This window comes from Aeromicrobium sp. SP1, from assembly GCF_055663785.1.
The window spans coordinates 2919989-2945555 of sequence record NZ_JBQVVK010000001.1 but is presented as its reverse complement, the minus strand read 5'-3'; the positions used below and the strand labels follow the sequence as shown (position 1 = coordinate 2945555).

At 71.3% G+C, this 25567-nt stretch carries 25 protein-coding genes, 1 tRNA gene and 1 riboswitch; of the genes, 16 read left to right on the top strand and 10 right to left on the bottom strand.

All coding sequences use genetic code 11. The features are described 5' to 3' along the window. Window positions 1-2028 (top strand): DNA polymerase III subunit gamma and tau, encoded by a 2028-nt coding sequence (locus ACT26F_RS14370; RefSeq protein WP_471671694.1) that lies wholly within the window; start codon window positions 1-3, stop codon window positions 2026-2028. Beyond that, the gene (locus tag ACT26F_RS14365; RefSeq protein WP_471671228.1) at window positions 2009-4627 is read left to right on the top strand and encodes an aminodeoxychorismate synthase component I; all 2619 of its coding nucleotides are present in this window, start codon (window positions 2009-2011) and stop codon (window positions 4625-4627) included. The genes ACT26F_RS14370 and ACT26F_RS14365 overlap by 20 nt, the downstream gene beginning before the upstream one ends. A 1-nt stretch (window position 4628) precedes the next feature. On the opposite strand, the gene adhP is transcribed toward ACT26F_RS14365, so the two are convergent. Continuing rightward, complete coding sequence (gene adhP, locus ACT26F_RS14360; RefSeq protein WP_471671227.1) at window positions 4629-5660, bottom strand: alcohol dehydrogenase AdhP; 1032 nt, start codon at window positions 5658-5660, stop codon at window positions 4629-4631. A gap of 96 nt (window positions 5661-5756) precedes the next feature. Next, a riboswitch (guanidine-III (ykkC-III) riboswitch) is annotated at window positions 5757-5824 on the top strand. A 9-nt stretch (window positions 5825-5833) separates the two neighbouring features. Between adhP and ACT26F_RS14355 the strand changes: the two genes are divergently transcribed. The 4 genes from ACT26F_RS14355 to ACT26F_RS14340 all read left to right on the top strand — a co-directional run bounded on the left by ACT26F_RS14355 (window position 5834) and on the right by ACT26F_RS14340 (window position 9213). Beyond that, a complete protein-coding gene (locus ACT26F_RS14355) occupies window positions 5834-6151 on the top strand; it encodes a DMT family transporter (protein ID WP_471671226.1) in 318 nt (105 codons plus the stop codon). Window positions 6152-6165: 14 nt separating this feature from the next. Then, a complete protein-coding gene (gene recR / locus ACT26F_RS14350) occupies window positions 6166-6762 on the top strand; it encodes a recombination mediator RecR (protein WP_471671225.1) in 597 nt (198 codons plus the stop codon). Window positions 6763-6886: 124 nt separating this feature from the next. Then, window positions 6887-8182, top strand: a complete 1296-nt coding sequence (locus ACT26F_RS14345) for an aspartate kinase (protein WP_471671224.1) — start codon at window positions 6887-6889, stop codon at window positions 8180-8182. Beyond that, window positions 8179-9213, top strand: a complete 1035-nt coding sequence (locus ACT26F_RS14340) for an aspartate-semialdehyde dehydrogenase (RefSeq protein ID WP_471671223.1) — start codon at window positions 8179-8181, stop codon at window positions 9211-9213. Before ACT26F_RS14345 ends, ACT26F_RS14340 begins: the two co-directional genes overlap by 4 nt. Before the next feature lie 73 nt (window positions 9214-9286). Here ACT26F_RS14340 and ACT26F_RS14335 read toward each other — a convergent pair whose 3' ends face one another. The 4 genes from ACT26F_RS14335 to ACT26F_RS14320 form a co-directional block, all read right to left on the bottom strand. Beyond that, window positions 9287-11236 (bottom strand): acetoacetate--CoA ligase, encoded by a 1950-nt coding sequence (locus tag ACT26F_RS14335; protein ID WP_471671222.1) that lies wholly within the window; start codon window positions 11234-11236, stop codon window positions 9287-9289. A 20-nt stretch (window positions 11237-11256) separates the two neighbouring features. Beyond that, entirely contained in the window at window positions 11257-12024 is a 768-nt protein-coding gene (locus ACT26F_RS14330; protein ID WP_471671221.1) for a hypothetical protein, read from the bottom strand. Between the two features lie 294 nt (window positions 12025-12318). Further along, window positions 12319-12395: transfer RNA gene (locus tag ACT26F_RS14325), tRNA-Pro, on the bottom strand. Between the two features lie 29 nt (window positions 12396-12424). Further along, window positions 12425-13321, bottom strand: a complete 897-nt coding sequence (locus ACT26F_RS14320) for a metallophosphoesterase (RefSeq protein ID WP_471671220.1) — start codon at window positions 13319-13321, stop codon at window positions 12425-12427. Window positions 13322-13339: 18 nt separating this feature from the next. Here ACT26F_RS14320 and ACT26F_RS14315 point away from each other — a divergent pair, with 18 nt between their 5' ends. Next, window positions 13340-13801 carry a GatB/YqeY domain-containing protein gene (locus tag ACT26F_RS14315; RefSeq protein ID WP_471671219.1) on the top strand — a complete coding sequence of 154 codons (462 nt, stop codon included), beginning with the start codon at window positions 13340-13342 and terminating at the stop codon, window positions 13799-13801. Between the two features lie 18 nt (window positions 13802-13819). Here the strand turns inward: ACT26F_RS14315 and ACT26F_RS14310 are convergent, their stop codons facing one another. Next, window positions 13820-15970: a transglycosylase domain-containing protein gene (locus ACT26F_RS14310; protein ID WP_471671218.1), complete on the bottom strand. Its 2151-nt coding sequence runs from the start codon at window positions 15968-15970 to the stop codon at window positions 13820-13822. A 265-nt stretch (window positions 15971-16235) separates the two neighbouring features. Here ACT26F_RS14310 and ACT26F_RS14305 point away from each other — a divergent pair, with 265 nt between their 5' ends. Then, on the top strand, window positions 16236-16493 hold the full coding sequence (locus ACT26F_RS14305; protein ID WP_471671217.1) for a WhiB family transcriptional regulator: 258 nt from the start codon (window positions 16236-16238) through the stop codon (window positions 16491-16493). On the opposite strand, the gene bagB is transcribed toward ACT26F_RS14305, so the two are convergent. Together bagB and bagA are read right to left on the bottom strand one after the other, a co-directional pair. Further along, window positions 16456-17586 (bottom strand): ATPase BagB, encoded by a 1131-nt coding sequence (gene bagB, locus ACT26F_RS14300; protein ID WP_471671693.1) that lies wholly within the window; start codon window positions 17584-17586, stop codon window positions 16456-16458. The genes ACT26F_RS14305 and bagB overlap by 38 nt on opposite strands. 80 nt (window positions 17587-17666) lie before the next feature. Beyond that, the gene (gene bagA, locus ACT26F_RS14295) at window positions 17667-18647 is read right to left on the bottom strand and encodes an ATPase BagA (protein WP_471671216.1); all 981 of its coding nucleotides are present in this window, start codon (window positions 18645-18647) and stop codon (window positions 17667-17669) included. Between the two features lie 58 nt (window positions 18648-18705). Here bagA and ACT26F_RS14290 point away from each other — a divergent pair, with 58 nt between their 5' ends. The 4 genes from ACT26F_RS14290 to ACT26F_RS14275 are packed head-to-tail and all read left to right on the top strand — an operon-like array spanning window position 18706 to window position 20905. Next, on the top strand, window positions 18706-18861 hold the full coding sequence (locus ACT26F_RS14290) for a DUF4177 domain-containing protein (RefSeq protein ID WP_471671215.1): 156 nt from the start codon (window positions 18706-18708) through the stop codon (window positions 18859-18861). Window position 18862: 1 nt separating this feature from the next. Beyond that, on the top strand, window positions 18863-19321 hold the full coding sequence (locus tag ACT26F_RS14285; protein ID WP_471671214.1) for a RidA family protein: 459 nt from the start codon (window positions 18863-18865) through the stop codon (window positions 19319-19321). A 1-nt stretch (window position 19322) separates the two neighbouring features. Beyond that, window positions 19323-20135, top strand: coding sequence for an NUDIX hydrolase (locus ACT26F_RS14280; protein WP_471671213.1), 813 nt, complete (start codon window positions 19323-19325; stop codon window positions 20133-20135). After that, window positions 20132-20905, top strand: coding sequence for an MBL fold metallo-hydrolase (locus tag ACT26F_RS14275; protein WP_471671212.1), 774 nt, complete (start codon window positions 20132-20134; stop codon window positions 20903-20905). The genes ACT26F_RS14280 and ACT26F_RS14275 overlap by 4 nt, the downstream gene beginning before the upstream one ends. Before the next feature lie 125 nt (window positions 20906-21030). Here the strand turns inward: ACT26F_RS14275 and ACT26F_RS14270 are convergent, their stop codons facing one another. Then, the gene (locus tag ACT26F_RS14270) at window positions 21031-21708 is read right to left on the bottom strand and encodes a Crp/Fnr family transcriptional regulator (protein WP_471671211.1); all 678 of its coding nucleotides are present in this window, start codon (window positions 21706-21708) and stop codon (window positions 21031-21033) included. 82 nt (window positions 21709-21790) lie between these two features. On the opposite strand from ACT26F_RS14270, the gene nth reads away from it, so the two are divergent. From nth to ACT26F_RS14250, 4 genes are read left to right on the top strand one after another with little or no spacing between them, the layout of a single operon-like run. After that, window positions 21791-22522, top strand: coding sequence for an endonuclease III (gene nth / locus ACT26F_RS14265; protein ID WP_471671210.1), 732 nt, complete (start codon window positions 21791-21793; stop codon window positions 22520-22522). Further along, the gene (locus tag ACT26F_RS14260; RefSeq protein ID WP_471671209.1) at window positions 22519-23157 is read left to right on the top strand and encodes an NUDIX hydrolase; all 639 of its coding nucleotides are present in this window, start codon (window positions 22519-22521) and stop codon (window positions 23155-23157) included. Before nth ends, ACT26F_RS14260 begins: the two co-directional genes overlap by 4 nt. A 4-nt stretch (window positions 23158-23161) precedes the next feature. Next, the gene (locus ACT26F_RS14255) at window positions 23162-24328 is read left to right on the top strand and encodes a MarP family serine protease (RefSeq protein ID WP_471671208.1); all 1167 of its coding nucleotides are present in this window, start codon (window positions 23162-23164) and stop codon (window positions 24326-24328) included. Beyond that, entirely contained in the window at window positions 24328-25164 is an 837-nt protein-coding gene (locus ACT26F_RS14250; RefSeq protein ID WP_471671207.1) for a hypothetical protein, read from the top strand. Before ACT26F_RS14255 ends, ACT26F_RS14250 begins: the two co-directional genes overlap by 1 nt. On the opposite strand, the gene ACT26F_RS14245 is transcribed toward ACT26F_RS14250, so the two are convergent. Further along, complete coding sequence (locus tag ACT26F_RS14245; RefSeq protein ID WP_471671206.1) at window positions 25085-25567, bottom strand: phage holin family protein; 483 nt, start codon at window positions 25565-25567, stop codon at window positions 25085-25087. The genes ACT26F_RS14250 and ACT26F_RS14245 overlap by 80 nt on opposite strands.

The window sequence follows — 25567 nt, the reverse complement described above, 5'->3', positions numbered from 1 at the left end:
CTGTCCGAGGTGCCGTCTAGGGTGGTCACCGTGGATGCACCCCTGGCCCTGTACCGCCGTTACCGGCCCGAGACGTTCGCCGAGGTCATCGGCCAGGATCACGTCACCGAGCCGCTGCGTCACGCACTGGCCAACAACCGGGTCAACCACGCCTACCTGTTCAGCGGCCCGCGCGGCTGTGGCAAGACCACGAGCGCGCGCATCCTGGCCCGCGCGCTCAACTGCGAGAAGGCGCCGATCTCCGACCCGTGCGGCGAGTGCCAGAGCTGTCGCGACCTCGCCCGCGGCGGTCCCGGCAGCATCGACGTCATCGAGATCGACGCGGCCAGCCACGGCGGCGTGGACGATGCCCGCGACCTGCGCGAGCGGGCGTTCTTCTCGCCCGTCAGCAGCCGCTACAAGGTGTACATCATCGACGAGGCCCACATGGTCTCCACGCAGGGCTTCAACGCACTGCTCAAGCTCGTCGAGGAACCGCCTCCGCACCTGAAGTTCATCTTCGCCACGACCGAACCCGAGAAGGTCATCGGGACGATCCGCTCGCGGACGCACCACTACCCGTTCCGGCTCGTGCCGCCGAAGCAGCTCGGCGACTACCTCCAGCAGCTGTGCCACAGCGAGGGCGTCGCCCTCGAGGCCACCGCGCTGCCGCTCGTCGTGCGGGCCGGTGGTGGCTCGGTGCGCGACACGCTCAGCGTGCTCGACCAGCTCCTCGCCGGCTCGGGTCCGGACGGGGTCACGTACGACCTGGCCGTCCAGCTGCTCGGCTACACGCCCGACTCGCTGCTCGACGAGGCGGTCGAGGCGTTCGCGGCCTCCGACGGCGCGACCGTGTTCGGCGTCGTCGACAAGGTCATCGAGTCCGGACAGGATCCTCGCCGCTTCGCCGAGGACCTGCTGCAGCGGCTGCGCGACCTCGTGATCCTCAAGGCCGTGCCCCACGCGGCCGAGTCCGGCCTCATCGACACCCCCGCCGACCGCACGGCGGCACTGCAGCGTCAGGTCGCCGGCTTCGAGCCCACCGAGCTGACCCGGGCCGCCGACATCGTCAACGACGCGATCACCGAGTTCCGTGGCGCCACCGCCCCGCGGCTCATGCTCGAGCTGATGTGCGCGCGGATCCTCGTGCCCGGCGCCGACAACTCGGTCGAGGGCTTCCACGCCCGACTCGACCGGCTCGAGCGGCGGCTCTCCGGGGCCGCTCCGGTCCCGGCACCCGCGGCGCCGGTCCCCACCCCGGCCCCGGTCGCCGCGGCGCCCGAGCCCGCGCCCAGCCCGGCCCCTCAGCCCAGTCCCACGCCTGAGGCCAGCCCCGCACCTGAGGCCAGCCCCGCACCTGAGGCCAGTCCCGCTCCGGCACCCAGCCCCGCGCCCGAGCCCAGCCCCACGCCCGAGCCCGCCGCGCCCATCGCCGAGCCGGCTCCCGAGCCCGTCGCCGAACCCGCTCCCGCCGCAGAACCCGCTGGTCGAGCAGCAGACGAGCGCAGCGAGCCGGGTGTCGAGACCCCCGCGCCGGCGGGGCAGCTCACCACGGCCGACGTGCGGCGGATGTGGCCGCAGGTGCTCGATCGCGTCCAGCAGCTGCGCCGCTTCACGTGGGTCATGCTCAGCCAGAACGCGCAGGTCGCCGCGCTCGACGGGTCGACCCTGACCATCGCTCTGGTCAACCCCGGCGCGCGCGACTCGTTCGTCAAGAGCGGCAACGACGCCATCGTGCGCCAGGCCCTCACCGACGTGCTGGCCGTCCAGTGGACCGTCGAGACGATCGTCGATCCGTCGGCCACGCCCACACCGGCCGCGCCGACCGCTCCCACGGCCACCCCGGCACCCGAGGCCGCCCCCGCCCCGTCCCGGGTCCCCGAGTCCGTGCGCGAGGCGCTGCGCACGGGCCCCGTCGCGACCAGTCCGGTCGACCCCGACGCGGACGTCGACCCGAACGATCCCGTGGTCGACGACGGCACACAGGACGCCGAGGCGCTCCTCGTCGAGCACCTGGGAGCCGAGATCATTGACGAGTCCCGCGGCTGAGCCCGGCTCCGCGCCCGTCCGGCGCCGGCTCGACCTCGACGCCACCCCCACCGAGATGGTGCGCCGGCTGCGAGGGCGGGACCGCCTCGTCGCCCTGATCGGCGCGTGGCACCACGGCGAGGCGCTCATCGCGTGCGAGCCGGTCCAGCTGCTTGAGGACTGGGACGGTGTCGACCTCGATCGACAGCCCGGCGACGGCTTCGGCGGCGGTTGGATCGGAGCCTGGGGCTACCGCCTCGGACGTCACGTCGAGGCCCTCCCCGACGGTCCTCCGCGTCCGATCCCCCAGCCCGACCACCGCGTCGGCCTCTACGACCTCGTGCTGCGCCGGACGCGCGGCACGTGGTGGCTCGAGTCGCTCGGCGAGCCCGACCCCGCGCGGGTCGCCGACCTGCTCGCCGCGATCTCCCACGAGGCCGCCCCCGCCCCGTTCACGGTCGGCGAGTTCACGATGACGCCGTCGCCTGCGGAACATCGCGCGGCCGTGCGTCGAGCGCTCGACCACATCGCCGCCGGCGACATCTTCCAGGTCAACCTGTGCGCGCGACTCGAGACCGGCTTCGACGGCGACCCGCTCGACGCGTTCTGCGCAGGCGTCGACGCACTGCACCCCGCGTACGCCGCCTACGTGTCCTCGCCGGAAGGGGCACTCGCGAGCCTCTCGCCCGAACTGTTCCTGCGCCGCACGGGCGACGAGGTGCTGACCTCGCCCATCAAGGGCACCGCGCCGCTGTCCGCCGATCCCGACGACCTCGCGGCGTCGGCCAAGAACCGCGCCGAGAACGTCATGATCGTCGACCTCATGCGCAACGACCTGGGCCGGGTCGCGGTGCCGGGCTCGGTCCGCGTCCCTGCGCTCACCCGGGTCGAACGGCACGCCGTGTGGCACCTCGTCTCCGACGTCGTCGCCCACCTGCCCCGGGGCACGGGCGACGGCGACCTGCTGCGGGCGACGTTCCCGCCCGGCTCGGTCACGGGCGCCCCCAAGGTGCGCGCGATGGAGTTGATCGCCGAACTCGAGACGACCGGGCGCGAGGCCTACACGGGGGCCATCGGCCACGTCAGCGCGACCGCCGGGCTCGAGTTGAACGTCGTGATCCGCACCTTCGAGTTCGCCGAGGGCCGGGTGTGGCTCGGCGTGGGCGGCGGCATCGTGGCCGACTCCGATCCCGACGACGAGTACGCCGAGTGCCTCGTCAAGGCGCGTCCGCTGGTCGAGGCGATCGGCGGCCGACTCGCCGACGACGCCCCGCCGATCCCGACGGCGGCCGATCCCGGGCTGCGGATCGACGCTCCCCGCGCGGCGGTCGACGCCTCGCGCGGGGTCTTCGAGACGCTGCTCGTCGTCGACGGCCGGCCGGTCGACCTCGACGCCCACCTCGCGCGGCTCGACGCGAGCGTCCGCGCCGTCTTCGGGTCCACCGTGCGCGAGGGGCTGGAGGAGGCCGTGCGGGGGCGGGTCGCCGGACTGCCGGGACGACACCGACTGCGGATCGACGCGGTGCCGAGGGACGGCGACGTGCGGGTCTCGATGGTGGTCGCCCCGGTCGCCGACCACGCCGAGAACTGGACGCTCGTGCCTCGCGTCGTGCCCGGCGGACAGGGCGAGCACAAGTGGGCCGACCGCGACCGACTCACCGCGAGCGCCGGTCACGAGCCCCTGCTGATCGACTCCGACGGCTCGGTCCTCGAGACCGCGCGGGCCAGCCTGTTCCTCGTCCTCGACGACGGCCTGCACACGCCGGCGCTCGACGGTCGGATCCTCCCGGGCACCGTGCGGGCGCGGGTCATCGACCTCGCCGCGACGATGGGCGTGCCCGTGTTCCAGCACCGGCTCACGACCGCCGACCTCGCGGGCGCGTCGGAGGTCTTCGCCACCAACTCGGTGCGCGGCATCGTCCCCGTCACGGCCTGCGACGGCGTCGGTGCATGGCCCGTGGGCCCGCTGACGGCCCGTCTCGCCGAGGGGGACGGATCTTTAGGCATTCGGGTGGCTCAGGCCACCCGAATGCCTAAACTTTCGTCTCCCCGGGGGAGGCCGCGCGTCCTGTTCGTCGACAACCACGACTCGTTCGTGTTCAACCTCGTCCAGTACGTCGGCGAGCTCGGCGCCGAGACCGAGGTCGTCCGCAACGACGCGGCCGCCGTCGACGACCTGCTCGCCGGCGCGTTCACGCACGTGGTCGTCTCGCCCGGCCCCGGCACCCCCGCCGATGCGGGGATCAGCGCCGACGTCGTCCGCGCCTTCGCTCCCACGACGCCCGTCCTCGGCGTGTGCCTGGGCCACCAGGTGATCAGCGAGGTCTTCGGCGCGCGCGTCGTCCGCGCCGACCGCGTCGTGCACGGCAAGGCCTCGCTCGTCCACCACGACGGGCTCGGGGTGTACGCCGGGCTGCCGTCACCGCTCGTCGCGGCGCGCTACCACTCCCTCGTCGTCGAGGACGTCCCCCCGGAACTGACCGTGACGGCCCGGACCGGCTCGGGCATCGTCATGGGCCTGCGCCACCGAAGCCTGCCGGTCGAGGGCGTCCAGATGCACCCCGAGTCGATCCTGACCTCGCACGGCCACGAACTGCTCGCGAACTTCCTGCGGCGCTGAGTCAGTACTGCATGACGACGCGGCCGTCGATCCGGCCGTGCTCCATCTCGTCGAAGATCTCGTTGATCTCGTCGAGCGATCGGGTCGAGACCGTCGGATGGATCCGGCCCGCCGCGAAGAACTCGAGCGCCTCGACCATGTCCTGCCGGGTGCCCACGATCGAGCCGCGCACCGTGATCCCGCGCAGCACGATGTCGAAGATGTTCGCCGGGAAGTCGCCCGGCGGAAGGCCCACGAACACGACCGTCCCGCCGCGTCGGGTCATGCCCGTGGCCTGACCGAACGCTTCCGGGTGCACGGCCGTCACCAGTACGCCGTGCGCGCCGCCGACGGTGTCCTGCACGAACGCCACGGGATCCTGGGTCGTCGCGTTCACGACGTGCTCGGCGCCGTGCTTCGTCGCGAGGTCGAGCTTCGCGTCGTCGACGTCGACCCCGATCACGCGCATGCCCATCGCGACCGCGTACTGGACGGCGATGTGTCCGAGTCCACCGATGCCGCTGACGACCATCCACTGGCCGGGGTGGGTGTTCGCGACCTTGAGGCCCTTGTAGACCGTGACGCCCGCGCACAGGATCGGCGCGACCGCGACGGGGTCGACACCGTCGGGCACGCGCGCCGCGAAGCGCTCGTCGACGAGCATGTACTCGCCGAACGATCCGTCCACGCCGTAGCCGCCGTTCTGCTGCTGCTCGCACAGGGTCTCCCAGCCCTGGCGGCAGTACTGGCACGTGCCGCACGCGGACCACAGCCACGCGTTGCCGACCTTGTCGCCGACGGACAGTCCGGTGACGCCCTCACCGACGGCGACGACCTCGCCGAAGCCCTCGTGACCGGGAATCAGCGGCCGCTTCGGCGGGACGGGCCAGTCGCCGTTCACGGCGTGCAGGTCGGTGTGGCAGACGCCGGACGTGATGACGCGCACGAGTGCCTGGCCCGCTCCCGGGGTCGGCACGGGCACCTCGTCGATGGTCAGTGGCGCGCCCGCCTCGGCACTGACGGCGGCGCGCATCGTGGTGGGGATATTGGTCATGGCGAATCAGTCCTCTCGCCTTCGACGCTAGGCCGCGAAGGTGTCACGAACGTTGCATCGCGCTTTGGTCCCCCGCGGCATACGTGAGAGAATCGAGGGGCGCCGGGATCCCCGGCCACCGGACGAGTGGAGTCGTACCCGGCACGCGACAAGACGACCACGAAGGAAACGTCATGTCGTGGATCGTCCTCATCGTCTCGGGCCTGTTCGAAGCCGTCTGGGCCACCGCGCTCGGCCGCAGCGACGGCCTCAGCCGGCTCACTCCCTCCCTCGTGTTCGGCGGCGCGCTCGTGATCAGCATGGCCGGACTCGGCTGGGCCATGCGCGACCTGCCGATCGGCACCGCCTACGCGGTCTGGGTCGGCGTCGGCGCGGTCTGCACCGTCGGCTGGGCCATGGCCACCGGCACCGAATCGGTCTCGATCGCCAAGATCCTGCTCATCGCCGGCCTCGTCGGGTGCGTCGCCGGGCTCAAGATGCTCGCCCACTGACTAGGCTGGGACGCGTGTACGAAAGCGTGATCCAGGACCTCATCGACGAGCTCGGTCGACTGCCGGGCATCGGTCCGAAGAGCGCCCAGCGGATCGCGTTCTTCCTGCTGGACGCCGATCCCGAGGACGTGAAGCGCTTCGCGCAGACCCTCGTCGACGCGAAGACGAAGGTGCACTTCTGCGCGACGTGCGGCAACGTCACGGTCGACACGCAGTGCCGGATCTGCGCCGACCCGCGTCGCGACCCCTCGGTGCTGTGCGTCGTCGAGGAGAGCAAGGACGTCATCGCGATCGAGCGCACCCGCGAGTTCCGCGGCCGCTATCACGTGCTCGGCGGCGCGATCAGCCCGATCGCGGGCATCGGCCCGGACCAGCTGCGGATCAAGGAGCTGCTGGGTCGCCTGCAGGACGACACCGTCACCGAGGTCATCATCGCGACCGACCCGAACCTCGAGGGCGAGGCCACCGCGACGTACCTCATCCGCATGCTCGGCACGCTCGGCATCAAGGTCAGCAAGCTCGCCAGCGGCCTGCCCGTTGGCGGCGACCTCGAGTACGCCGACGAGGTCACCCTCGGCCGCGCCTTCGAGGGCCGCACGGCCGTCGGCTGACGTTTCGGATTCCCCTGCCGGACGCCGCCCGAGCCACCCGCGGTGGTCCCGTAGACTTGTCCGGGCGCAGCGTGGCGCCGGTCCGACTGCGTTCGCAGGCAAACACCACAGCAAGGATTCCCCCATGGGCATCGTCGTGCAGAAGTACGGCGGCTCGTCGGTGGCCGACGCCACCAGCATCAAGCGAGTCGCCCAGCGCATCGTGGCGACCAAGAAGTCGGGTCACGACGTCGTCGTCGTGGTCTCGGCGATGGGCGACACGACCGATGAGCTGATCGACCTGGCCAACCAGGTCTCCCCCCTGCCGCCGGGCCGCGAGCTCGACATGCTGCTCACCGCCGGTGAGCGCATCTCGATGGCGCTGCTCGCGATGGCGATCGAGACGCTCGGCCAGGAGGCGCGCAGCTTCACGGGCTCGCAGGCCGGCGTCATCACCGACGACGTGCACGGCAAGGCGAAGATCATCGACGTCACGCCCGGCCGCCTGCAGTCCGCCCTCGGCGAGGGCGCGATCGCGATCGTCGCCGGGTTCCAGGGCGTCTCGCAGACGACGAAGGACATCACGACGCTCGGTCGTGGCGGCTCGGACACGACGGCCGTCGCGCTCGCCGCGGCGCTCAAGGCCGACGTGTGCGAGATCTACACCGACGTCGACGGCATCTTCACCGCCGATCCGCGCATCGTGCCCACGGCCAGCCGCATCCCGGCGATCTCCTACGAGGAGACGCTCGAGATGGCCGCCAACGGCGCGAAGATCCTGCACCTGCGCTGCGTCGAGTACGCGCGCCGCAACTCCATGCCCATCCACGTGCGCTCCTCGTTCAGCGAGAAGACCGGCACGTGGGTCGTGGCAGCCGAAGACGTTTCGAAGTACACGGAAGAGGGCCAGACGATGTCGATGGAAGACGCCATCATCTCCGGGGTCGCGCACGACCGCAGCGAGGCCAAGATCACGGTCGTCGGGGTGCCCGACAAGGTCGGCTACGCGGCCGCGATCCTGCGCGCGCTCGGCGAGGCCCGCATCAACATCGACATGATCGTGCAGAACGTGTCGGCCGCCGCCACGGCGCTGACCGACATCTCGTTCACGCTGCCGCGCGCCGACGGGCAGACCGCGATGACCGCACTCGCCCGGCTCAAGGACGAGATCGGCTTCGAGCGCCTCCAGTACGACGACAGCGTCGGCAAGGTCTCAATCGTCGGCGCGGGCATGCGCTCGCAGCCGGGCATCACCGCGACGTTCTTCGAGGCGCTCGCCGCCGCGGGCGTCAACATCGAGATGATCTCGACCTCCGAGATCCGGATCTCGGTCGTCGTCGCCGAGGGCCAGGTCGACGCGGCCGTCAACGCCGCCCACGCGGCCTTCGGCCTGGGCACCGAGGACACCGAGGCCGTCGTGTACGGAGGTACCGGACGATGACCGCCATCGGAGTCGTCGGCGCGACCGGCCAGGTCGGCGCCGTCATGCGTCAGCTGCTCGAGGACCGGGACTTCCCGGCCAGCGAGGTGCGCTTCTTCGCGTCCAGCCGTTCGGCCGGCAAGACCCTGCCCTACCGGGGTGAGGAGATCGTCATCGAGGACGCCTCGACCGCCGACCCCTCCGGACTGGACATCGCACTGTTCAGCGCCGGCGCCACGATGAGCAAGGTGCAGGCACCGCGCTTCGCCGAGGCCGGCGTCACCGTCATCGACAACTCGTCGGCATGGCGCAAGGATCCGTCGATCCCCCTCGTCGTCAGCGAGGTCAACCCCGACCACATCCCGGCCGGCGACGGCCCCGCCGGTCGCGGCATCATCGCCAACCCGAACTGCACCACGATGGCCGCGATGCCGGTCCTCAAGCCGTTGCACGACGCGGCGGGCCTCGTCCGTCTCACGGTGTCCAGCTACCAGGCGGTCTCGGGCTCCGGGCTCGCCGGCGTCGAGGAGCTGCACGGTCAGGCCCTCGCCACCGTGGAGAAGGCCGACGCGCTGACCCACGACGGCCACGCGGTCGCGTTCCCCGAGCCGGTCAAGTACGTCAAGCCGATCGCGTTCAACGTCGTGGCCCTCGCGGGCTCGATCGTCGACGACGGCTCGAACGAGACCGACGAGGAGCAGAAGCTGCGCCACGAGTCCCGCAAGATCCTCGGCCTGCCCGACCTGCGGGTCGCGGGCACGTGCGTGCGGGTGCCGGTCTTCACGGGCCACTCGCTGTCGATCCACGCGGAGTTCGCGAACGACATCACGCCCGAGCAGGCCACCGAGATCCTCTCGAAGGCCGCCGGCGTGCAGCTGGCGGACGTGCCGAACCCGCTCGACGCGGCCGGCCAGGACCCGTCCTTCGTCGGCCGGATCCGCCAGGACCAGTCCGTCGAGGGCAACAAGGGTCTCGTGCTGTTCGTGACCGGCGACAACCTGCGCAAGGGCGCCGCGCTCAACACGATCCAGATCGCCGAACTGCTCGTCTGACCCCCGCCCCGAGATTTGCTCCATTTCTCACCCAGACGGCTCCGTCTGAGGTGAGAAATGGAGCAAATCTCGTTCAGGGGCCGGCGAAGCCCACGAAGTCGTCGAGGACTTCGGGGTTCTGCAGGGCGCCCTTGGCGGCGGCCTCGTCGACGGGCGTGCCCCGCAGGATCTTCTTGACCGGCACCTCGAGCTTCTTGCCCGAGAGAGTGCGGGGCATCGCGCGCACCTGGTGCACCTCGTCGGGCACGTGTCGCGGCGAGAGCTTGGACCGCAGCTCGCCGGCGATCTTGCGCGTGAGCGCGTCGTCGAGGACGTGCCCGTCGGTCAGCGCGACGAACAGGAGCAGCCGTCCGGCTCCGCCCTCGGAGTCCTCGAGGTGCACGACGATGCTGTCGGCGACCTCGGGCAGGGCCTCGACCACGGCGTAGAACTCCGACGTGCCGAGCCGCACGCCACCGCGGTTGAGCGTGGCGTCGCTGCGGCCGGTGATCGTGCACGAGCCGTAGGCGGTGATCGTGATCCAGTCGCCGTGCCGCCACACGCCCGGGAAGTCCTCGAAGTAGGCCGCCCGGTAGCGCGAGCCGTCGTCGTCGCCCCAGAACCCGACCGGCATCGACGGCATCGGCTGCTTGATGACGAGCTCGCCGAGCTCATCGCGCACGGGCTGTCCCGAGGCGTCGAACGCGTCGACGTCCGCGCCCAGGGCGCGGCACGAGATCTCGCCCGCGTACACGGGCACCGTGGGCGCGGAGGCGACGAAGGCCGCGCACGTGTCGGTGCCGCCGGACACCGATCCGAGCTGCACGGACGGGTCGAACTCGTCGTACACCCAGCGGAAGCCCGCCTCCGGGAGCGGCGCTCCGGTCGAGCCGATCCCCCTCAGCGCCGACAGGTCCGCCTCGCGGGCGGGATGCAACTCCTCCTTGCGGCACTGCAGCAGGAAGGGTGCACTGGTGCCGAAGTAGGTGACCTCGAGCTCACCCGCGAGGCGCCACAGCGCGCCGAGGTCGGGGGCTGCGGGGTTGCCGTCGAACATGACGATCGTGGCACCCACGCCGATGCCCGAGACGAGGTAGTTCCACATCATCCAGCCGGTCGTGGAGAACCAGAAGAACCGGTCCGTGGGTCCCAGGTCGCTCTGCAGGCTGAGCGCCTTCAGGTGCTCGATCGTGATGCCCCCGTGTCCGTGGACGATCGGCTTGGGCAGGCCCGTCGTGCCGGACGAGAACAGGACGTACAGCGGCGTGTCGAACGGGACGCGGTCGAACTCGAGCGGTCCGGGACGGGACGTGAAGTCCGCCCACGTGATCGTGTCGGCGACCGGCTGCTCCGGGTCGAGGTACGGCAGCCACACGACCGCCTCGAGGCTGGGCAGCTCCGCGCGGATCTGCGCGACCTGGTCGCGACGGTCGATCGGCTTGTCGCCGTAGCGGTAGCCGTCGACCGCGAGCAGGACCTTCGGCCGGGTCTGCTGCCAGCGGTCGATCACGCTCTGGGTGCCGAACTCGGGGGCGCACGAGGAGAAGACGGCGCCGAGGCTCGCGGCGGCGAGCAGGAGCACGAGCGTCTCGGGGACGTTGGGGGCGTAGGCGGCGACCCGGTCCCCCGCGCCGACGCCGAGGTCCTGCAGGCCGCGCCGTGCCCGGGCGACCAGGTCGCGCAGCTCTGCCGCGGTCAGCGCGACCTCGTCGCGACTCTGCGACCGGCCGATCACGACGACGTCGTCGTCCGCGCGTCCGGGCATCCGCAGCATCGCCTCGGCGTAGTTCAGCCGCAGCTCGGGGAACCACACCGCACCGGGCATCGACGCGTCCGGCAGGACCGGCTCGGGCGAGCCGTCGTGCGGCAGGTCGAGATACTCGAACCACGCACCCCAGAAACCGGCCACGTCGTCGACGGACCACTGCCAGAGCCGCTCGTAGTCCGACACCTCGAGCCCACGGGTCGCGTGGACCCATCCGGCGAAGCGCTCGATCGCGGTGTCACCCGCGCGCGGCGGCTCCCAGAGGACGTCAGCGGCCATGGCCGCAGTCTAGGGCGGCGTCAGACGGCGACGGGCTCGCGGGGGACCGAGTGATCCCGCGCGAAGGCCGCGGCGACCTCGAACGCGTAGGGGTGGCTCGTCGACGGAGCGCCGAAGCGCGCCAGCGTCGCGCGCAGCACCTCGTCGGGGTTCTCCAGCGCGAACTCCGTGAGCGACGTGGCGTCACCGAACGCGCGCAGCCAGACGCCGTGCGGGAGGGCTCGCACGAGCTCGGTGATCCAGTGCTCGAGATTGGTCGCGTGCCGCGGCACGGCCGCCTCGATCGCGGCGCCGAGGCCCGCCGACGCGGCCCGTCCGACGAGGTCGAAGGCCCGACGGTCGCCGGCGGCGACGACGGTCGTGCCCTGCCAGTCCTCGAGCAGCAGGTACCACTGGCGCAGGACACCGAGCGGGGTGAACTCGTCGGTGCACTCGATCGTGGCCGCCGCGACCATGCGCGACGTGGCGAGCCTCGTCGAGAGCGTCTCACTCAGGAAGTGCTCCGCCGCGCGCGCGGCCGGGATCCTCGACGGGCCCGTGATGGCCTCGGTCGTGATCTCGCGCAGCGGCACGATGTCGCCGAGCCGGTAGGTCATCGGCAACGCGGCCTCCAGGGCGTCGAACCACGTGTCGAGGCTGTCAGCGTGGGAGGGAACCGCGGCGGCGACCCGGTCGGCGGCGGCGATGTCGCCGGGGATCTCGGCGATGACCTCGACGTTGGCGGCCGTGCCACCCACGACTCCGACGCATTCCGAGCGCCGCAGGATCAAGCGGTAGAAGGGTTCCACGATGCCACTCCTCTCGACGTGCCGCCCACCCGGCGACACCCGAAGTCCCCCTACCCCTGAGCCGAAATGGTCCGGCTTGCCCGCCATCATGAACTAACTCGGAGTTACATGTGGGCATTTCGCCTGAAAATCCGGGAAATGTGACGGAGGTGACGCGAATCTACGCCTGAGGCGTGACAGATGTGGCTCATGTTTCTACTGGGAAGTAGCGGCCGCGGGCCGGCCATGAACGACGAAGAGGGCCGAACCCGGCACCACCGGATTCGGCCCTCATCGATGTCCGAGGACATCCTCTGGTCGGGGTGACAGGATTTGAACCTGCGGCCTCATCGTCCCGAACGATGCGCGCTACCAAGCTGCGCCACACCCCGCGTGGATCTGGGATCCAACCTCCGAGAGTCTACCCGGTCAGCGTGAGGACTGTCGCCTCGGGTCGGCAGCTGAACCGGAACGGCGTGTACGGAGAGGTGCCACAGCCCGCCGAGACGTGCAGCCACGACGACGGGTGGCCTGCGGTCCGATGCGTGTGCAGGCCGTTCGCGCGCCGTCGGTCGAGGTCGCAGTTGGTCACGAGCGCCCCGAAGCCGGGAACCTGCAACTGGCCGCCGTGGGTGTGCCCGGCCAGGATCAGCTCGTCACCGGCGGCGTTGAACGCGTCCAGGACCCGCAGGTACGGGGCGTGGGCGACACCCACACGCAGGTCCGCGGTCGCGTCCGCGGGCTCGGCGTCCAGCACGTCGTAGCGCAGGTGCGGGTCGTCGACCCCCGTGAACGCGATCCTCGTGCCCTTGACCGTCAGCTCACCGCGGGCGTTGTTCAGGTCGAGCCAGCTGTCACCCATGACCTTGCGCAGCTGCTCGTACGGCAGGTCCCGCTCGCGTTGCCAACCACCGCCGGTGTCGACGCCCGTGCCGCCGCGCAGGTACGCGGTCGGACTCTTGGGGCGCGGCGAGAAGTAGTCGTTCGAGCCGAACACGAACACGCCCGGCGTGTCCAGCAGCGGTCCCAGGCTCGCCGCGAGCGGGCCGACCGCGTCGTGGTGCGCGAGGTTGTCCCCCGTGTCGACCACGAGGTCGGGGGCGAGGTCGGCCAGCGAGGCGAGCCACGCGCGCTTGCGGCGCTGATCGGGTACGAGATGGATGTCCGACAGGTGCAGCACCCGGATCGACTCGTGCCCCGCCGGCAGCACCGGAACCGTGACGTGGCGGACCGTGAACCACTCGGCCTCCCACCGCGCGTACGCCAGCGCGGTCGCGGCTGCGCCGGCGACGCCGGCGGCGAGGTGGAGAGGCTTCACGAGACTAGGGTAGGTGCCATGTCCGCACTGAAGGATCGGCTCCGCGACGACCTCAACACCGCGCTCAAGGCTCGCGACAGCCTGCGCACCTCCGTGATCCGCATGGCCCTGGCCGCGATCACGACGGCCGAGGTCGCCGGCAAGGAGGCCAAGGAGCTGTCCGACGAGGACGTCCTCGGGGTGCTCACGAGCGAGGCCAAGAAGCGGCGCGAGGCCGCGACGGCCTTCGACGAGGGCAACCGTCCCGAACTGGCGGACAAGGAGCGCGCGGAGGCCGCGATCCTCGCGGACTACCTGCCGGCAGCGCTCTCCGACGAGGAGGTCGCGGCGATCATCTCCGACGCGATCGAGCAGACGGGTGCCGCCGGCGAGGGCATGAAGGCCATGGGCAAGGTCATGGGGATCGTCACCGGTCGCACGAAGGGCCGTGCGGACGGAGCGGCCGTCGCCGCCGAGGTCAGGCGCCAGCTCGGCGCGTGAGACCCGCCCGGGACGACGTCAGTCGTCGTCCTTCTTCTTCTTGGACTCCTTCTTCGGGTTGTACGTCGGCAGGCTCGCCGCGTCGAACTTCGCGGGCGTCAGATCCTCCTGGATCTTGCCCATCGCCGCCTTCCACTGCGGTCCGGCCAGCGACGAGCCGCCGGCCTGGGCGAAGCTGACCGGCAGGCCGCGCAGCGTCGTGCCGACCAGGCCGCTGGGCTGGCCCTTGGAGTTGATGCCCGCGATCATCGACGCCGCCGCGATCTCGGGCGTGTAGCCGACGTACCAGACGGCCTTCGCGTCGTTGGTCGTACCGGTCTTGGCGGCCGACGGGATGTCCAGTCCGGTGCCGTTGCTGTAGCCGAAGCCGCCCGGCTGCTGCAGACCGGTCAGGATCGCGTTGATCGTCGCGGCGGTCTCCTTGCTCATGACCCGCTTGCAGTCGGTCTTGTACTTCTTGATCGTCTTGCCGCTGCGGTCGATGATCTCCGCGACGGGCGCGGGCGCGCAGTACTGGCCGCCGGAGGCGGGGGTCGCGTAGGCGGCCGCCATGTCGAGCGGGCTGACGTCCATCGTGCCGAGCGTGAACGACGGGGTGACGGCGTTGTCGTCACGGGCCGAGCCGTCCTCGTTCTTGAACGGCACGTTAATGCCCATCGACTCGGCCGCCTCGACCGCCTCGCACAGGCCCGCGTCACGCTCGAGCTGGGCGAAGTAGGTGTTGACCGACTTGCGCAGGCCGGTGACCATGTTGAAGCCGCCCTGACCCGTGGAGTTCTTGATGTTCCACGACCCGGTGCCGCCGCCCTCGCAGTCGAAGTACGTGCCCGAGGGCATCGTCATCGTCTGGGGCGAGTTGTAGGACTTGCCCGCCGAGATGCCCTCCTTGAGGGCCGCCGCGGTCGTGAACATCTTGAACGTCGAGCCGGCCTGGAAGCCGTTCGAGTCGCCGTACTTCTTGGGCACGACGTAGTTGATGTACGACTCGCCCTTCTTCTTGCCCATCGACCGCGACTGGCCGATCGCGCGCACCTTGCCGGTGCCGGGCTCCACGAGCGCCATCGCGCCGATCGCCTTGTCGGTCGAGCCGACGTACTTCGTGACAGCCTTGTTGACCGCCTTCTGCATCGACAGGTCGATGTTGGACTTGATCGTCAGACCGCCACGCTCGAGCAGCGCCTGACGCTCCTTGACGGTCTCGCCGAGGGCCGGCTCCTGCAGCAGGAATCGACGGATGTAGTCGCACGAGAACGCGGCACTGGAGTCGACGCAGCCGTTCGGGAACGACGTGACCTTCAGGCCGATGGGGGTCGCGGCGAGCTTCTCGGCGTCGGCGGGCGGGATCTTGCCGAGCCGGCCCATGACGCCCAGCACGATGTTGCGGCGCTGCAGCGCGCGCTCGGGGTAGATCCGCGGGTTGTACTGCTCGGGGTTCTGCACGAGTCCCGCCAGCGTGGCGGCCTGCGCGGCCGAGAGCTTGTCGGGGCTCACCGAGAAGTAGTGGTACGCCGCCGCGTTGATGCCGTAGGCGCCGTCGCCGAAGTACGCGATGTTGAGGTAGTGCTCGAGGATCTCGTCCTTGGAGTACTTCTTCTCGTAGTTGATCGCGAGCTTGAGCTCACGGATCTTGCGGGCCGTGGAGACCTCGGTCGCGGCGGCCTGCTGCTCCTTGGAGGTGGCCTGCTGGACGAGGGTCAGCTTGACGAGCTGCTGCGTGATCGACGAGCCACCCTGGGTGTTGCCGTCGGACGCGTTGTTCATGAGGGCGCGCAGCGTGCCCTTGAGGTCGAGCGCGCCGTGCTCGTAGAACCGGTAGTCCTCGATCGAGACGATCGCCGTCTGCATGATGGGGGCGATCTTCTCCAGCGGGATGTCCTGCCGGTTCTCCTGGTAGAAGTACGCGATCCGCTGGCCGTTCGACGCGAGCACGCGCGTGGTCTGCGGATTGGGCAGGTCCTGCAGTGCGAGCGGCAGGTCGATGATGTCCTTGCTCGCAGTCTTGGTGGTGGAGGCCAGGAACGCCGTCCCGGGCACGAACACCGCGGCGACGATCACGCCGGCCAGCACCGAGAGCCACGCGATCGAACCGATCGCCCCCAGTTTGGACGTCGGCCGCGGTTCGCTTTCGGCCACCTTCTTGATCGAGTCGCCGAGATCCTGCCACACCATGGGCCGAGGATACGGGAGTTCGGCAAGGCGACCTCGCATCGCGCGCTCGGTGCGCGCCGTCCTCGGCGGTGCCCGTGGCAGCCGCCCGCGGTGTCCCCCGATCGGTGGACAACACCGGGAACAGAGGGCAGGAAGTGACTACTTGGAACTATGCCTCAACTACCCGGAGGACTCTGTCCGTTTGCGCCCGGGCTGCATACGCTCATGGCACAGCAGAATTTTTCTTCCGGTCACGGGGATCGGAGTCTCTCGGGAAGGGTCTGCCATGTGGAACGAAAACTGGTCTCAGGAGGCTTCCTGCCTCGGCAAGTCCGACGATCTCTTCGTCAAGGGTGCCGAGCAGAACCGCGCCAAGATGGTCTGCAACGGCTGCCCGGTGCGCGCTGAATGCCTCGCCGAAGCACTCGACAACAAGATCGAGTGGGGCGTCTGGGGCGGTATGACCGAGCGTGAGCGCCGTGCGCTGCTGCGCCGCAAGCCGAACGTCAGGACGTGGCGCGAAGTGCTCGTCCAGGCGAGCTGAGGTACTCCCCGATCCTGCGCAGACCGTCGAGGTCGTGCACGTCCGTGTCCAGTGCGGGCACGGGGACGACCTCGACGTTCCTGTGCGCGGCACTGAACCGCTGACGCAGCCGGTTCTCGCGTTCGGCGAGCCGCATCCGCTCGGCGTGGACGTCGAGCAGCTCGGCGGTGCGCCGCTCCGCCGCCTTCCCCCCACTCAGCCGCGGTGACGTCGACTCGGCGTCCGCCGCGCTGACCCCCGCCGCGTTCTCGTCGTGGACGCGGTTCACGACGAGACCGGCCAGCGGCATGTCGTCGGCGGCGAGCCGCTCGACGAAGTACGCGGCCTCACGCATCGCCGCCGACTCCGGGGCGGCGACCACGAAGAACGCCGTGCCCTCGGCCTGCAGCAGCGAGAACGTCGCCTCGGCGCGCTGCCGGAAGCCGCCGAAGAGCGTGTCGAACGCCGCGACGAACGTCTGCATGTCGGTGAGCACCTGCGTGCCGAGCACCTTGTTGAGCGCGCTCGTGACCAGACCGAAGCCGGCCGTCAGGAGTCGCGCCGGTCCCCGCGCCGGGGCCAGCAGCAGCTTGATGAATCGCCCGTCCAGCAGCGACGAGAGCCGCTCGGGGGCGTCGAGGAAGTCCAATGCGGACCGCGACGGCGGCGTGTCCACCACGATGAGGTCCCAGCGGCCCTCGGCGTGCAGCTGGCCGAGCTTCTCCATCGCCATGTACTCCTGCGTGCCGGCGAACGAGCTCGACAGCGCGACGTAGAACGGGTTGGCCAGGATCTCGGCGGCCTTCTGCGGCGACGCGTGCGCCTCGACGACCTCGTCGAAGGTCGTCTTCATGTCGAGCATCATCGCGTCGAGCGAACCGCCCGCCGACTGGTCGACCCCCGCGACGGGCCGGGGCGTGTTGTCCAGCTCGACCAGGCCCATCGACTGCGCGAGCCGGCGGGCCGGATCGATCGTCAGGACGCACACGGTGCGACCCTGCTCGGCGGCCCGCAGCGCCATCGCGGCCGCCGTCGTCGTCTTGCCGACCCCTCCGGAGCCGCAGCACACGATGATCCTCGTCGCCGGCTCGGCGAGCAGCGCGTCCACGTCGATCGGAGCGGGATCGTCCGCCGTCGAGAAGCGTCGCTCGGTGCGCGGTCGGCGCTCCCGCGCCGTCGTCGTGGGCGGCCGGGTCACCGGGCGTCCTCCAGGAGCGGGGCGAGACGCGTGGCCAGCTCCTGCAGCGCGCCGAGGTCGATCCCGTCGGTGAACAGCGGCAGCTCGACGTGCGGCCGGCCGGCCTCGTCGACGATCTCCTGCTGCGCGGTCTGCAGCCGCTGACGCTCGAGGTGTCCGAACCCGTCGTCCACGAGGGTCGCCGCGGCGTCGCGCGGCAGCCCTGCCGCCGTGAGGACGGGGGCGACTGCCCGGACGTCGAGCCGGCCCGCCTCGAGCGCCTCGGCCGTGTCGGGCGAGAGCAGGTTCGGCCGGACGAGGTTGACGACGACGTGCCCGACCGGAAGACCGGCCTTCGTGAGGTCGGCGATCCCGTCGAGGGTCTCCTGCACCGGCATCTCCTCCAGCACCGTCACGAGGTGCACCGCCGTCTGCGGCCCGCGCAGCATCGACATGATCGACTCGGACTGCGACTTGATCGGGCCGACCTTCGCGAGTCCCGCGACGTCGTCGTTGACCCCGAGGAAGCGCGTGATCCGCCCGGTCGGCGGGGCGTCGACCACGACCGCGTCGTAGACGAACTCGGACGACTTGTCGCCGCGGCGCCGCTTGGCGGCCTCGTAGACCTTGCCGGTCAGCAGGACGTCGCGCACGCCCGGCGCGATCGTCGTCGCGAAGTCGATGACGCCGAACCGGTCGAGCGCCCGACCCGCACGACCCAGCCGGTAGTACATCTGCAGGTACTCCAGCAGCGCCGCCTCGGCGTCGATCGCGAGGGCGCGCACATGGCCGCCGGTGTCGCTCGTCGCGACGAGACGCTCCTCGTAGGGCAGCGGCGGCACGTCGAAGAGCTGCGCGATGCCCTGGCGGCCCTCGACCTCGCACAGCAGGACGGTGCGGCCCCGGTCCGCCAACGCGAGGGCGAGCGCGGCCGCGACCGTGGTCTTGCCGGTTCCGCCCTTGCCCGTCACGACGTGCAAGGGGGTCGAGTTCGCCACGAGTTCGAGCCTACCGACGCCCGGGGATGTCCGTCGGGTGGCGGGATACAGTCGGGCCATGACCAAGTGGGAATACATGACGGCGCCCGTGCTCGTCCACGCGACGAAGCAGATCCTCGACAACTTCGGATCCGACGGCTGGGAGCTCGTGCAGATCGTCCCCGGCATGAACCCGGAGAACCTCGTCGCCTACTTCAAGCGCCCGGTGTCCTGACATGGGCGCCGTCGTCGACCGCCTCGCCGCGCTCGGCCTGACCGTCCCCGACGTCGCCGCGCCCGTCGCGGCCTACGTCCCGGCGGTGCGCAGCGGGCAGTACGTGTACACGTCGGGCCAGCTGCCCTTCGTCGACGGCGTGCTGCCGGCGACGGGCAAGGTGGGCGCCGAGGTCAGCCCCGAGGACGCACAGAAGTACGCGCGCCTCGCCGCCCTGAACGTCATCGCCGCGATCGGCTCGGTCGTCGACCTCGACTCCGTCGTGCGGGTCGTCAAGCTGGGCGTCTTCGTCGCGAGCGCCCCCGACTTCACGGGACAGCCGGGCGTCGCCAACGGCGCGAGCGAGCTGTTCGGCGCCGCGTTCGGCGAGGCCGGTGCGCATGCGCGCAGCGCCGTCGGCGTCGCGGTGCTGCCGCTCGACACCCCGGTCGAGATCGACGCCGTCGTCGAAGTGGCCTGACGTGCTGGTTCCCGTTCCCGCGATGCTGCGGGACCGGCTCGCCGGGTTCGACCCGACGACGGCCGTCCCCGCGAAGGACGCGGCCACGATCGCCGTCGTGCGCGACGGCGACGACGGCCTCGAGGCCTTCCTCATGCGTCGCCACACCGGTATGGCGTTCGCCCCGGGCATGTACGTCTTTCCCGGCGGTGGCGTGCAGGCCGACGACGGCGCTCCCGTCGACTGGGTCGGCCCGCCCCCCGAGGCCTGGGCCGAGCGCTTCTCGTGCCCGCCGGACGTCGCCCACCGGCTCGTCGTCGCGGCGGTGCGCGAAACGTTCGAGGAGACCGGCGTGCTGCTCGCCGGCAGCGACGAGCACACCGTCCTGGCCGACACCACCCACCTCGACGACGCGCGCGGCGCTCTCGAGGCGAAGGAGCTCTCGTTCGCCGCGTTCCTGGCCGAGCGCCAGTTGGTGCTGCGGGCCGACCTGCTCGGCGCGTGGGCGCACTGGATCACGCCCGCGTTCGAGCCGCGCCGCTACGACACCCGCTTCTTCGTCGCCACCCTGCCCGCGGGCCAGCGCATCGCCTCGGTCAGCACCGAGGCCGACCAGTCGCTGTGGGCGCCGCTGTCGCACGTGCTCGCCCTCGTCGACGCCGGCAAGGCGGCGATGCTGCCGCCGACCGCCGTCACGTGCCGCGAGCTGGCCCCGCTCTCGGCGACCGGCGTGCTGGCGGCCTCGGAGCAGCGACGGATCGTCCCGATCGAGCCGCGCCCCGTGCAGCAGGACGGCCAGTGGTGGCTCGACGTCGACCGACCGGAGGACACATGAGCGGCGCACCCACCCCCGTCACCGATCGGGCCTCCTTCGTCCTGGCGGACAACCCGGGGATCATGACGCTCGACGGCACGAACACGTGGATCCTGCGTGAGCCGGGTGCCGCGCGGTCGGTGGTCGTCGATCCCGGCCCCGACCTGGCCGAGCACGTCGACGCGGTCGTCGCGGCCGCAGGCGAGATCGCGCTCGTGCTGTTCACGCACCACCACTGGGACCACACCGACGCCCTCGAGTCGATCGTGGCGGCCACCGGCGCGCCCACACGCGCGATCGCAGCGGAGTACAGCCGCGGGGCCGATCCGCTGACCGACGGCGAGACGATCGAGGTCGACGGGCTGGTGCTCGAGGTGCTCGCGGCGCCCGGCCACACGCGCGACTCGGTCGCCTTCGTGCTGCCGCAGGACTCGGCACTGCTCAGCGGTGACATGGTCCTGGGTCGCGGCACGACCGTCGTGGCCCATCCGGACGGAGCCCTCGGTCCGTACCTCGAGTCGATCCGCGCCTTCCGCCAACTCGTGACCGACGGCCGCGTGTCGACGATCCTGCCCGGGCACGGGCCCGTCGTGACCGATCCCGCGGGCCACCTGGACTTCTACCTGACCCACCGCGAGGAGCGCCTGGAGCAGGTCCGCGGTGCCGTCGCCCAGGGAGCCGACACCGCTCGCGACGTGGTCGAACGCGTCTACGCCGACGTCGACCCGATCCTGTGGGACGCGGCCGAGCTCTCGGTGCGGGCGCAGTTGGACTACCTGCGCGAGGCCTGACGGTTTACCACGGTCCCGTGGTAAACCGATCTCCGCTCACGTCTGCCCGCGGCAAAACGACTCCGCCCTCGGTGAGCTCACCGAGGGCGGAGCGAAGCAACCGAGGGACCGTGGTAAACCGTCCGTCACCGCGAGCGGCGCTTGAGGCGCTCGAGGTCGAGGATGATGACCGAGCGGGGCTCGAGGCGGAGCCAGCCGCGCGAGGCGAAGTCGGCGAGGGCCTTGTTGACCGTCTCGCGCGAGGCGCCGACCAGCTGGGCCAGCTCCTCCTGCGTGAGGTCGTGGTTGACGTGGATGCCGTCGTCGGCCTGGCGACCGAAGCGACCCGCGAGGTCGAGCAGCGCCTTGGAGACGCGGCCCGGGACGTCGGAGAACACGAGGTCGCCGACGACCTCGTTCGTGCGGCGCAGCCGGCCGGCCAGCTGGTTGAGCAGGGCGTAGGCGACGTCGGGGTGCGACTGCAGGACGGGGTTGAGCGCGCTGTGGCCGAGGCTGCGCAGCTCGGTGTCGGTGACGGCGGTGGCGGTGGCCGAGCGCGGGCCCGGGTCGAAGAACGACAGCTCGCCGAACATCTGGCCGGGGCCGAGGATCGCGATGAGGTTCTCGCGTCCGTCGACCGAGCGGCGGCCGAGCTTGATCTTGCCCTCGATCACGACGTACAGCTGATCGCCGTCGTCGCCCTCGTCGAAGAGGATCTCGCCGCGGCGCAGGCTCACGGCGGACATGGACGACTCGAGGGCGGCGGAGGCGTCGTCGTCGAGGCCGTTGAAGAGAGGGGCTTGGCGCAGCACGTCGTCGGTCACGTGTGTAGTTTCCCACATCGACGCCGAATATCACGTCGCTAGTCGCGGCTTCGCCGTTGAAGTCGCGGGATACGGTTTGAGCGTGCCCGCCGAATCGACCCCCGCGACCGCGCGACCCGCGACGTCGCTCGTGCGTCGTGCGCGCCGGATCGACCGGGTGCTGGCACAGACGTACCCCGAGGCGGGGTGCGAGCTCGACTTCGCCGACCCGTTCCAGCTGCTCGTCGCGACGGTGCTCTCGGCGCAGACCACCGACCGTCGCGTCAACGCGGTCACGCCCGTGCTGTTCGCCGCGTTCCCCGATGCCGCCGCGCTCGCGGGAGCCGATCGGACCGAGGTCGAGGAGATCATCCGGCCGACGGGATTCTTCCGCGCCAAGACCGACAGCATCCAGCGGCTCTCCGCGGCGCTCGTCGAGCGGTACGACGGGCAGGTGCCCGGACGCCTGGCCGACCTGGTCTCGCTGCCCGGCGTGGGCCGCAAGACGGCCAACGTCGTGCTCGGGAACGCCTTCGACGTCCCCGGCATCACGGTCGACACGCACTTCGCGCGACTCGTGCGCCGGTTCGAGTGGGTCGACGAGGCCACGGCGAAGGATCCGGTGAAGACCGAGCACGCCGTCGGTGCGCTCTTCCCCCGTCGCGACTGGACGATGCTGAGCCATCACCTGATCTGGCACGGCCGTCGCCGCTGCCACGCGCGGAGGCCCGCGTGCGGCGCGTGCCCGGTGTCGCAGTGGTGCCCCTCGTTCGGCATCGGTCCGACCGACCCCGAGGTCGCCGAGGCGCTCGTCACGACGCAGGGCCCCGCATGACGACCGTGGAGCTGCCGAAGTGGCTGCGGCCGCTCGCGGACCTGCTCGACTCCGTCGAGGCCGAGCACCTCGCGCCGCGGTTCCCGAGCCCGCCCGAGGGCGCCCGGCCCGCCGCAGTGCTCATGCTGTTCTCCGACGGCCCGGACGGTCGCCGGCTGCTGCTGACCGAGCGCGCGGCCACGTTGCGCAGCCACGCCCGTCAGATCTCCTTCCCCGGCGGGCGCACCGACGCGACCGACCGCGACGCCGTCCACACCGCCCTGCGCGAGGCGCACGAGGAGGTCGGTCTCGATCCCGACGAGGTGGTCGTGTTCGGGACGCTGCCCACGCTGTGGCTGCCGCCGAGCAACCACGCGGTGACCCCGGTGCTCGGCTACTGGCCCACGCCCCACGAGCTGGAGCCCGTGAGCGCGGCCGAGGTCGAGCAGGTGCTGTCCCTCCCGCTCGACCTGCTGGTCGATCCCGAGCGCCGCTTCAGCGTCGTCCATCCGTCCGGGTGGGTCGGGCCGGCGTTCGACATCGGCACCGACGTCCCCCTGTGGGGCTTCACGGCCGGCATCATCTCCCGTCTCTTCGAGCGCCTCGGGTGGGACCGCCCCTGGGACGCCTCGCGGACCCGACCCCTGCCGGAGTGAGCTCGTGAACTGGCTCGACGCCGTCCTGCTGGTGCTGCTCGCCGTCTACGCGTATGCCGGCTGGGTGCACGGCTTCGTCTCCAACCTGTTCTCCGCCGGTGGGCTGCTGCTCGGCTTCCTCGCCGGCATCGTCTTCGTGCCCGCGCTCGTCGGCTCGGGCACGGGCGGGATCGACACCGCGGTGCTCTCGATCGTCATCGTCTTCGCGCTCGCCGCGATCGGCAACCTCCTGGGCTCCCTGCTGGGCCGCCGGCTGCGCGTGCCGTCCGGCGCGGGCCGGACCGTCGACGCCGTCCTCGGGGCGGCGTTCGGCGCGGCGGTCGTGATGGCCGCGGCCTGGGCGATCGGGTACGCCGTCAGCGCGTCGACCCTGCCGTACGTGAGCTCGGCCGTGCGCGACTCGGTCGTGCTCGCCCGCGTCGACACCCTCATGCCCCAGCGGGCGGGCGACGCGCTGCGCTCGTTCACCGACACACTCACCGGCGACGTCTTCCCGCGCTACCTCGATCCCTTCGAGACGGAGGTCATCACGGCGACCTCGCCACCGGATGCCGCGACGCTGAACCTGCCCGCCGTGAAGTCGGCTCGCGGCAGCGTGGCGCGGATCCTCGGCGACGCCGAGTGCCACCGGACGATCGAGGGCTCCGGCTTCGTGGTCGCCGCCGAGCGGATCATGACGAACGCGCACGTCGTCGCCGGCGTGGACCAGCCGACCGTCACGATCGGCGGCCGCACGTACGACGCGCGACCGGTCGCCTTCGACCCGGTGCTCGACCTCGCGGTCCTGGCGGTACCCGGGCTCGACGCCAGGGTGCTGCGCTTCGATGCGACGGCGGAGAAGGGCGACTCGGCGGCGATCCTCGGCTATCCCGAGAACGGCCCGTTCGACGCCCGCGCCGCCCGGATCCGCCAACGCCTCGACCTGCGCGGCCCCGACATCTACGGCCAGGGACGCGCCGACCGCGACGTCTTCGCGCTGCGTGGCCTCGTCCGCTCCGGCAACTCTGGCGGACCCGTCGTCTCGACGTCGGGGGACGTCGTCGGAGTCGTCTTCGCGGCGTCCGTCTCCGACCCCGAGACCGGTTACGCGGTCACCGCCGAGGAGGCCCTCCCGGTGGCCCGCGAGGGGGCCCGCGCGACCGTCGCCGTGTCCACGGGAGGATGTGCGTGATGCGTACCGCGATGACCGTGCTGCTGTGGCTCGTGACGACCCTGGCCACGGTCGTGGCCATCGGCGCCGGGTGGACGGCGGCCAACCTGCAGAGTGAGGACGGCTTCGTCGCGCTGACCTCCGAGATGGGCACCGACCCCGAGGTCCAGCAGGCGGCGGCCGACCTCGCCGGTGAGGCGTTCGTCGACCAGAGCAACGTCCCGGACTTCCTGCGCGACCGGGTCCAGGACCTCGTGACGCAGGCCATCGTCCGGTTGACCGCGGCCGACGGCTGGGAGTCCGCCTGGAGCCAGACCATGCGCCGCACCCACGCCGACCTCTTCGGCGAGCCCACCCCGACGACCGTCGAGATCGACGTGGCTCCCCTCGTCGGCGTCGCCCTCGACGAGATCTCCTCGAAGCTGCCGATCGACCTGCCGGCGCCCGACGAGCTCCTCGTGACCGTGAGCGACGAGGACCCGACCGAGGCCGTGGAGACCGTCGCGCGGGCCGGCAGCATCGCCGTCGTCGCCGGCGGGACCGCCGTGATCGCCGCCCTGCTCGCGCTCGGGTTCTCGCGTCGTCGCTCGACGACGTTCGCGATGCTCGGGGTCGCGGTGGCGCTGGCCGCCGGCTTCTGGTGGCTGGCCGGGCGTCAGGGCCTGCCTCGATTCCTCGACCAGTACGCGGTGGCGGGAGCCTACGAGCGCACGCTGCGCGACGTGCTCGTCGACCGCGCGGTCGCGTCGCTCGACACGACGTTGCGGTGGGTCGCGGTCAGCGGTGGCGTGATGGTGCTGCTGGGCCTGTCGGGCCGGGCCCTGGCGTCCCGTTCGGAGCCCCGTTCGGCGGGCTGACCCGCGAGCTCGGGCCGGTGCCCGGCTTCAGCGCGGTCGGCAGCTGCCGCGCGCTCTCGATCGTCCTCTCCGGCACGGTGACCTTCTTGAACCGGGTCACCCCCACCCAGCCGACGACTCCGGCGACCAGCAGCAGGAAGATCATGACGATCAGGAACGCCCACGCGGGGTGGAGCCCGGCCATGACGAGGAAGTACGCGAGCGTGATGGGCAGCAGGACGACGGCCAGGAGGACCAGGACGAGCGCCGCCGCGAGCAGCCCCGCGCCGAGGCCGCCGGCCCGGACGCTGACCCGCAGCTCGGACTTGGCCAGGGCGATCTCATGCTGGACGATCGCCGAGAGGTCACGCGTGACGTCCGCGACGAGTCGACCGATCGTGGGGTCGTCCGTGGGCTTGGTCAT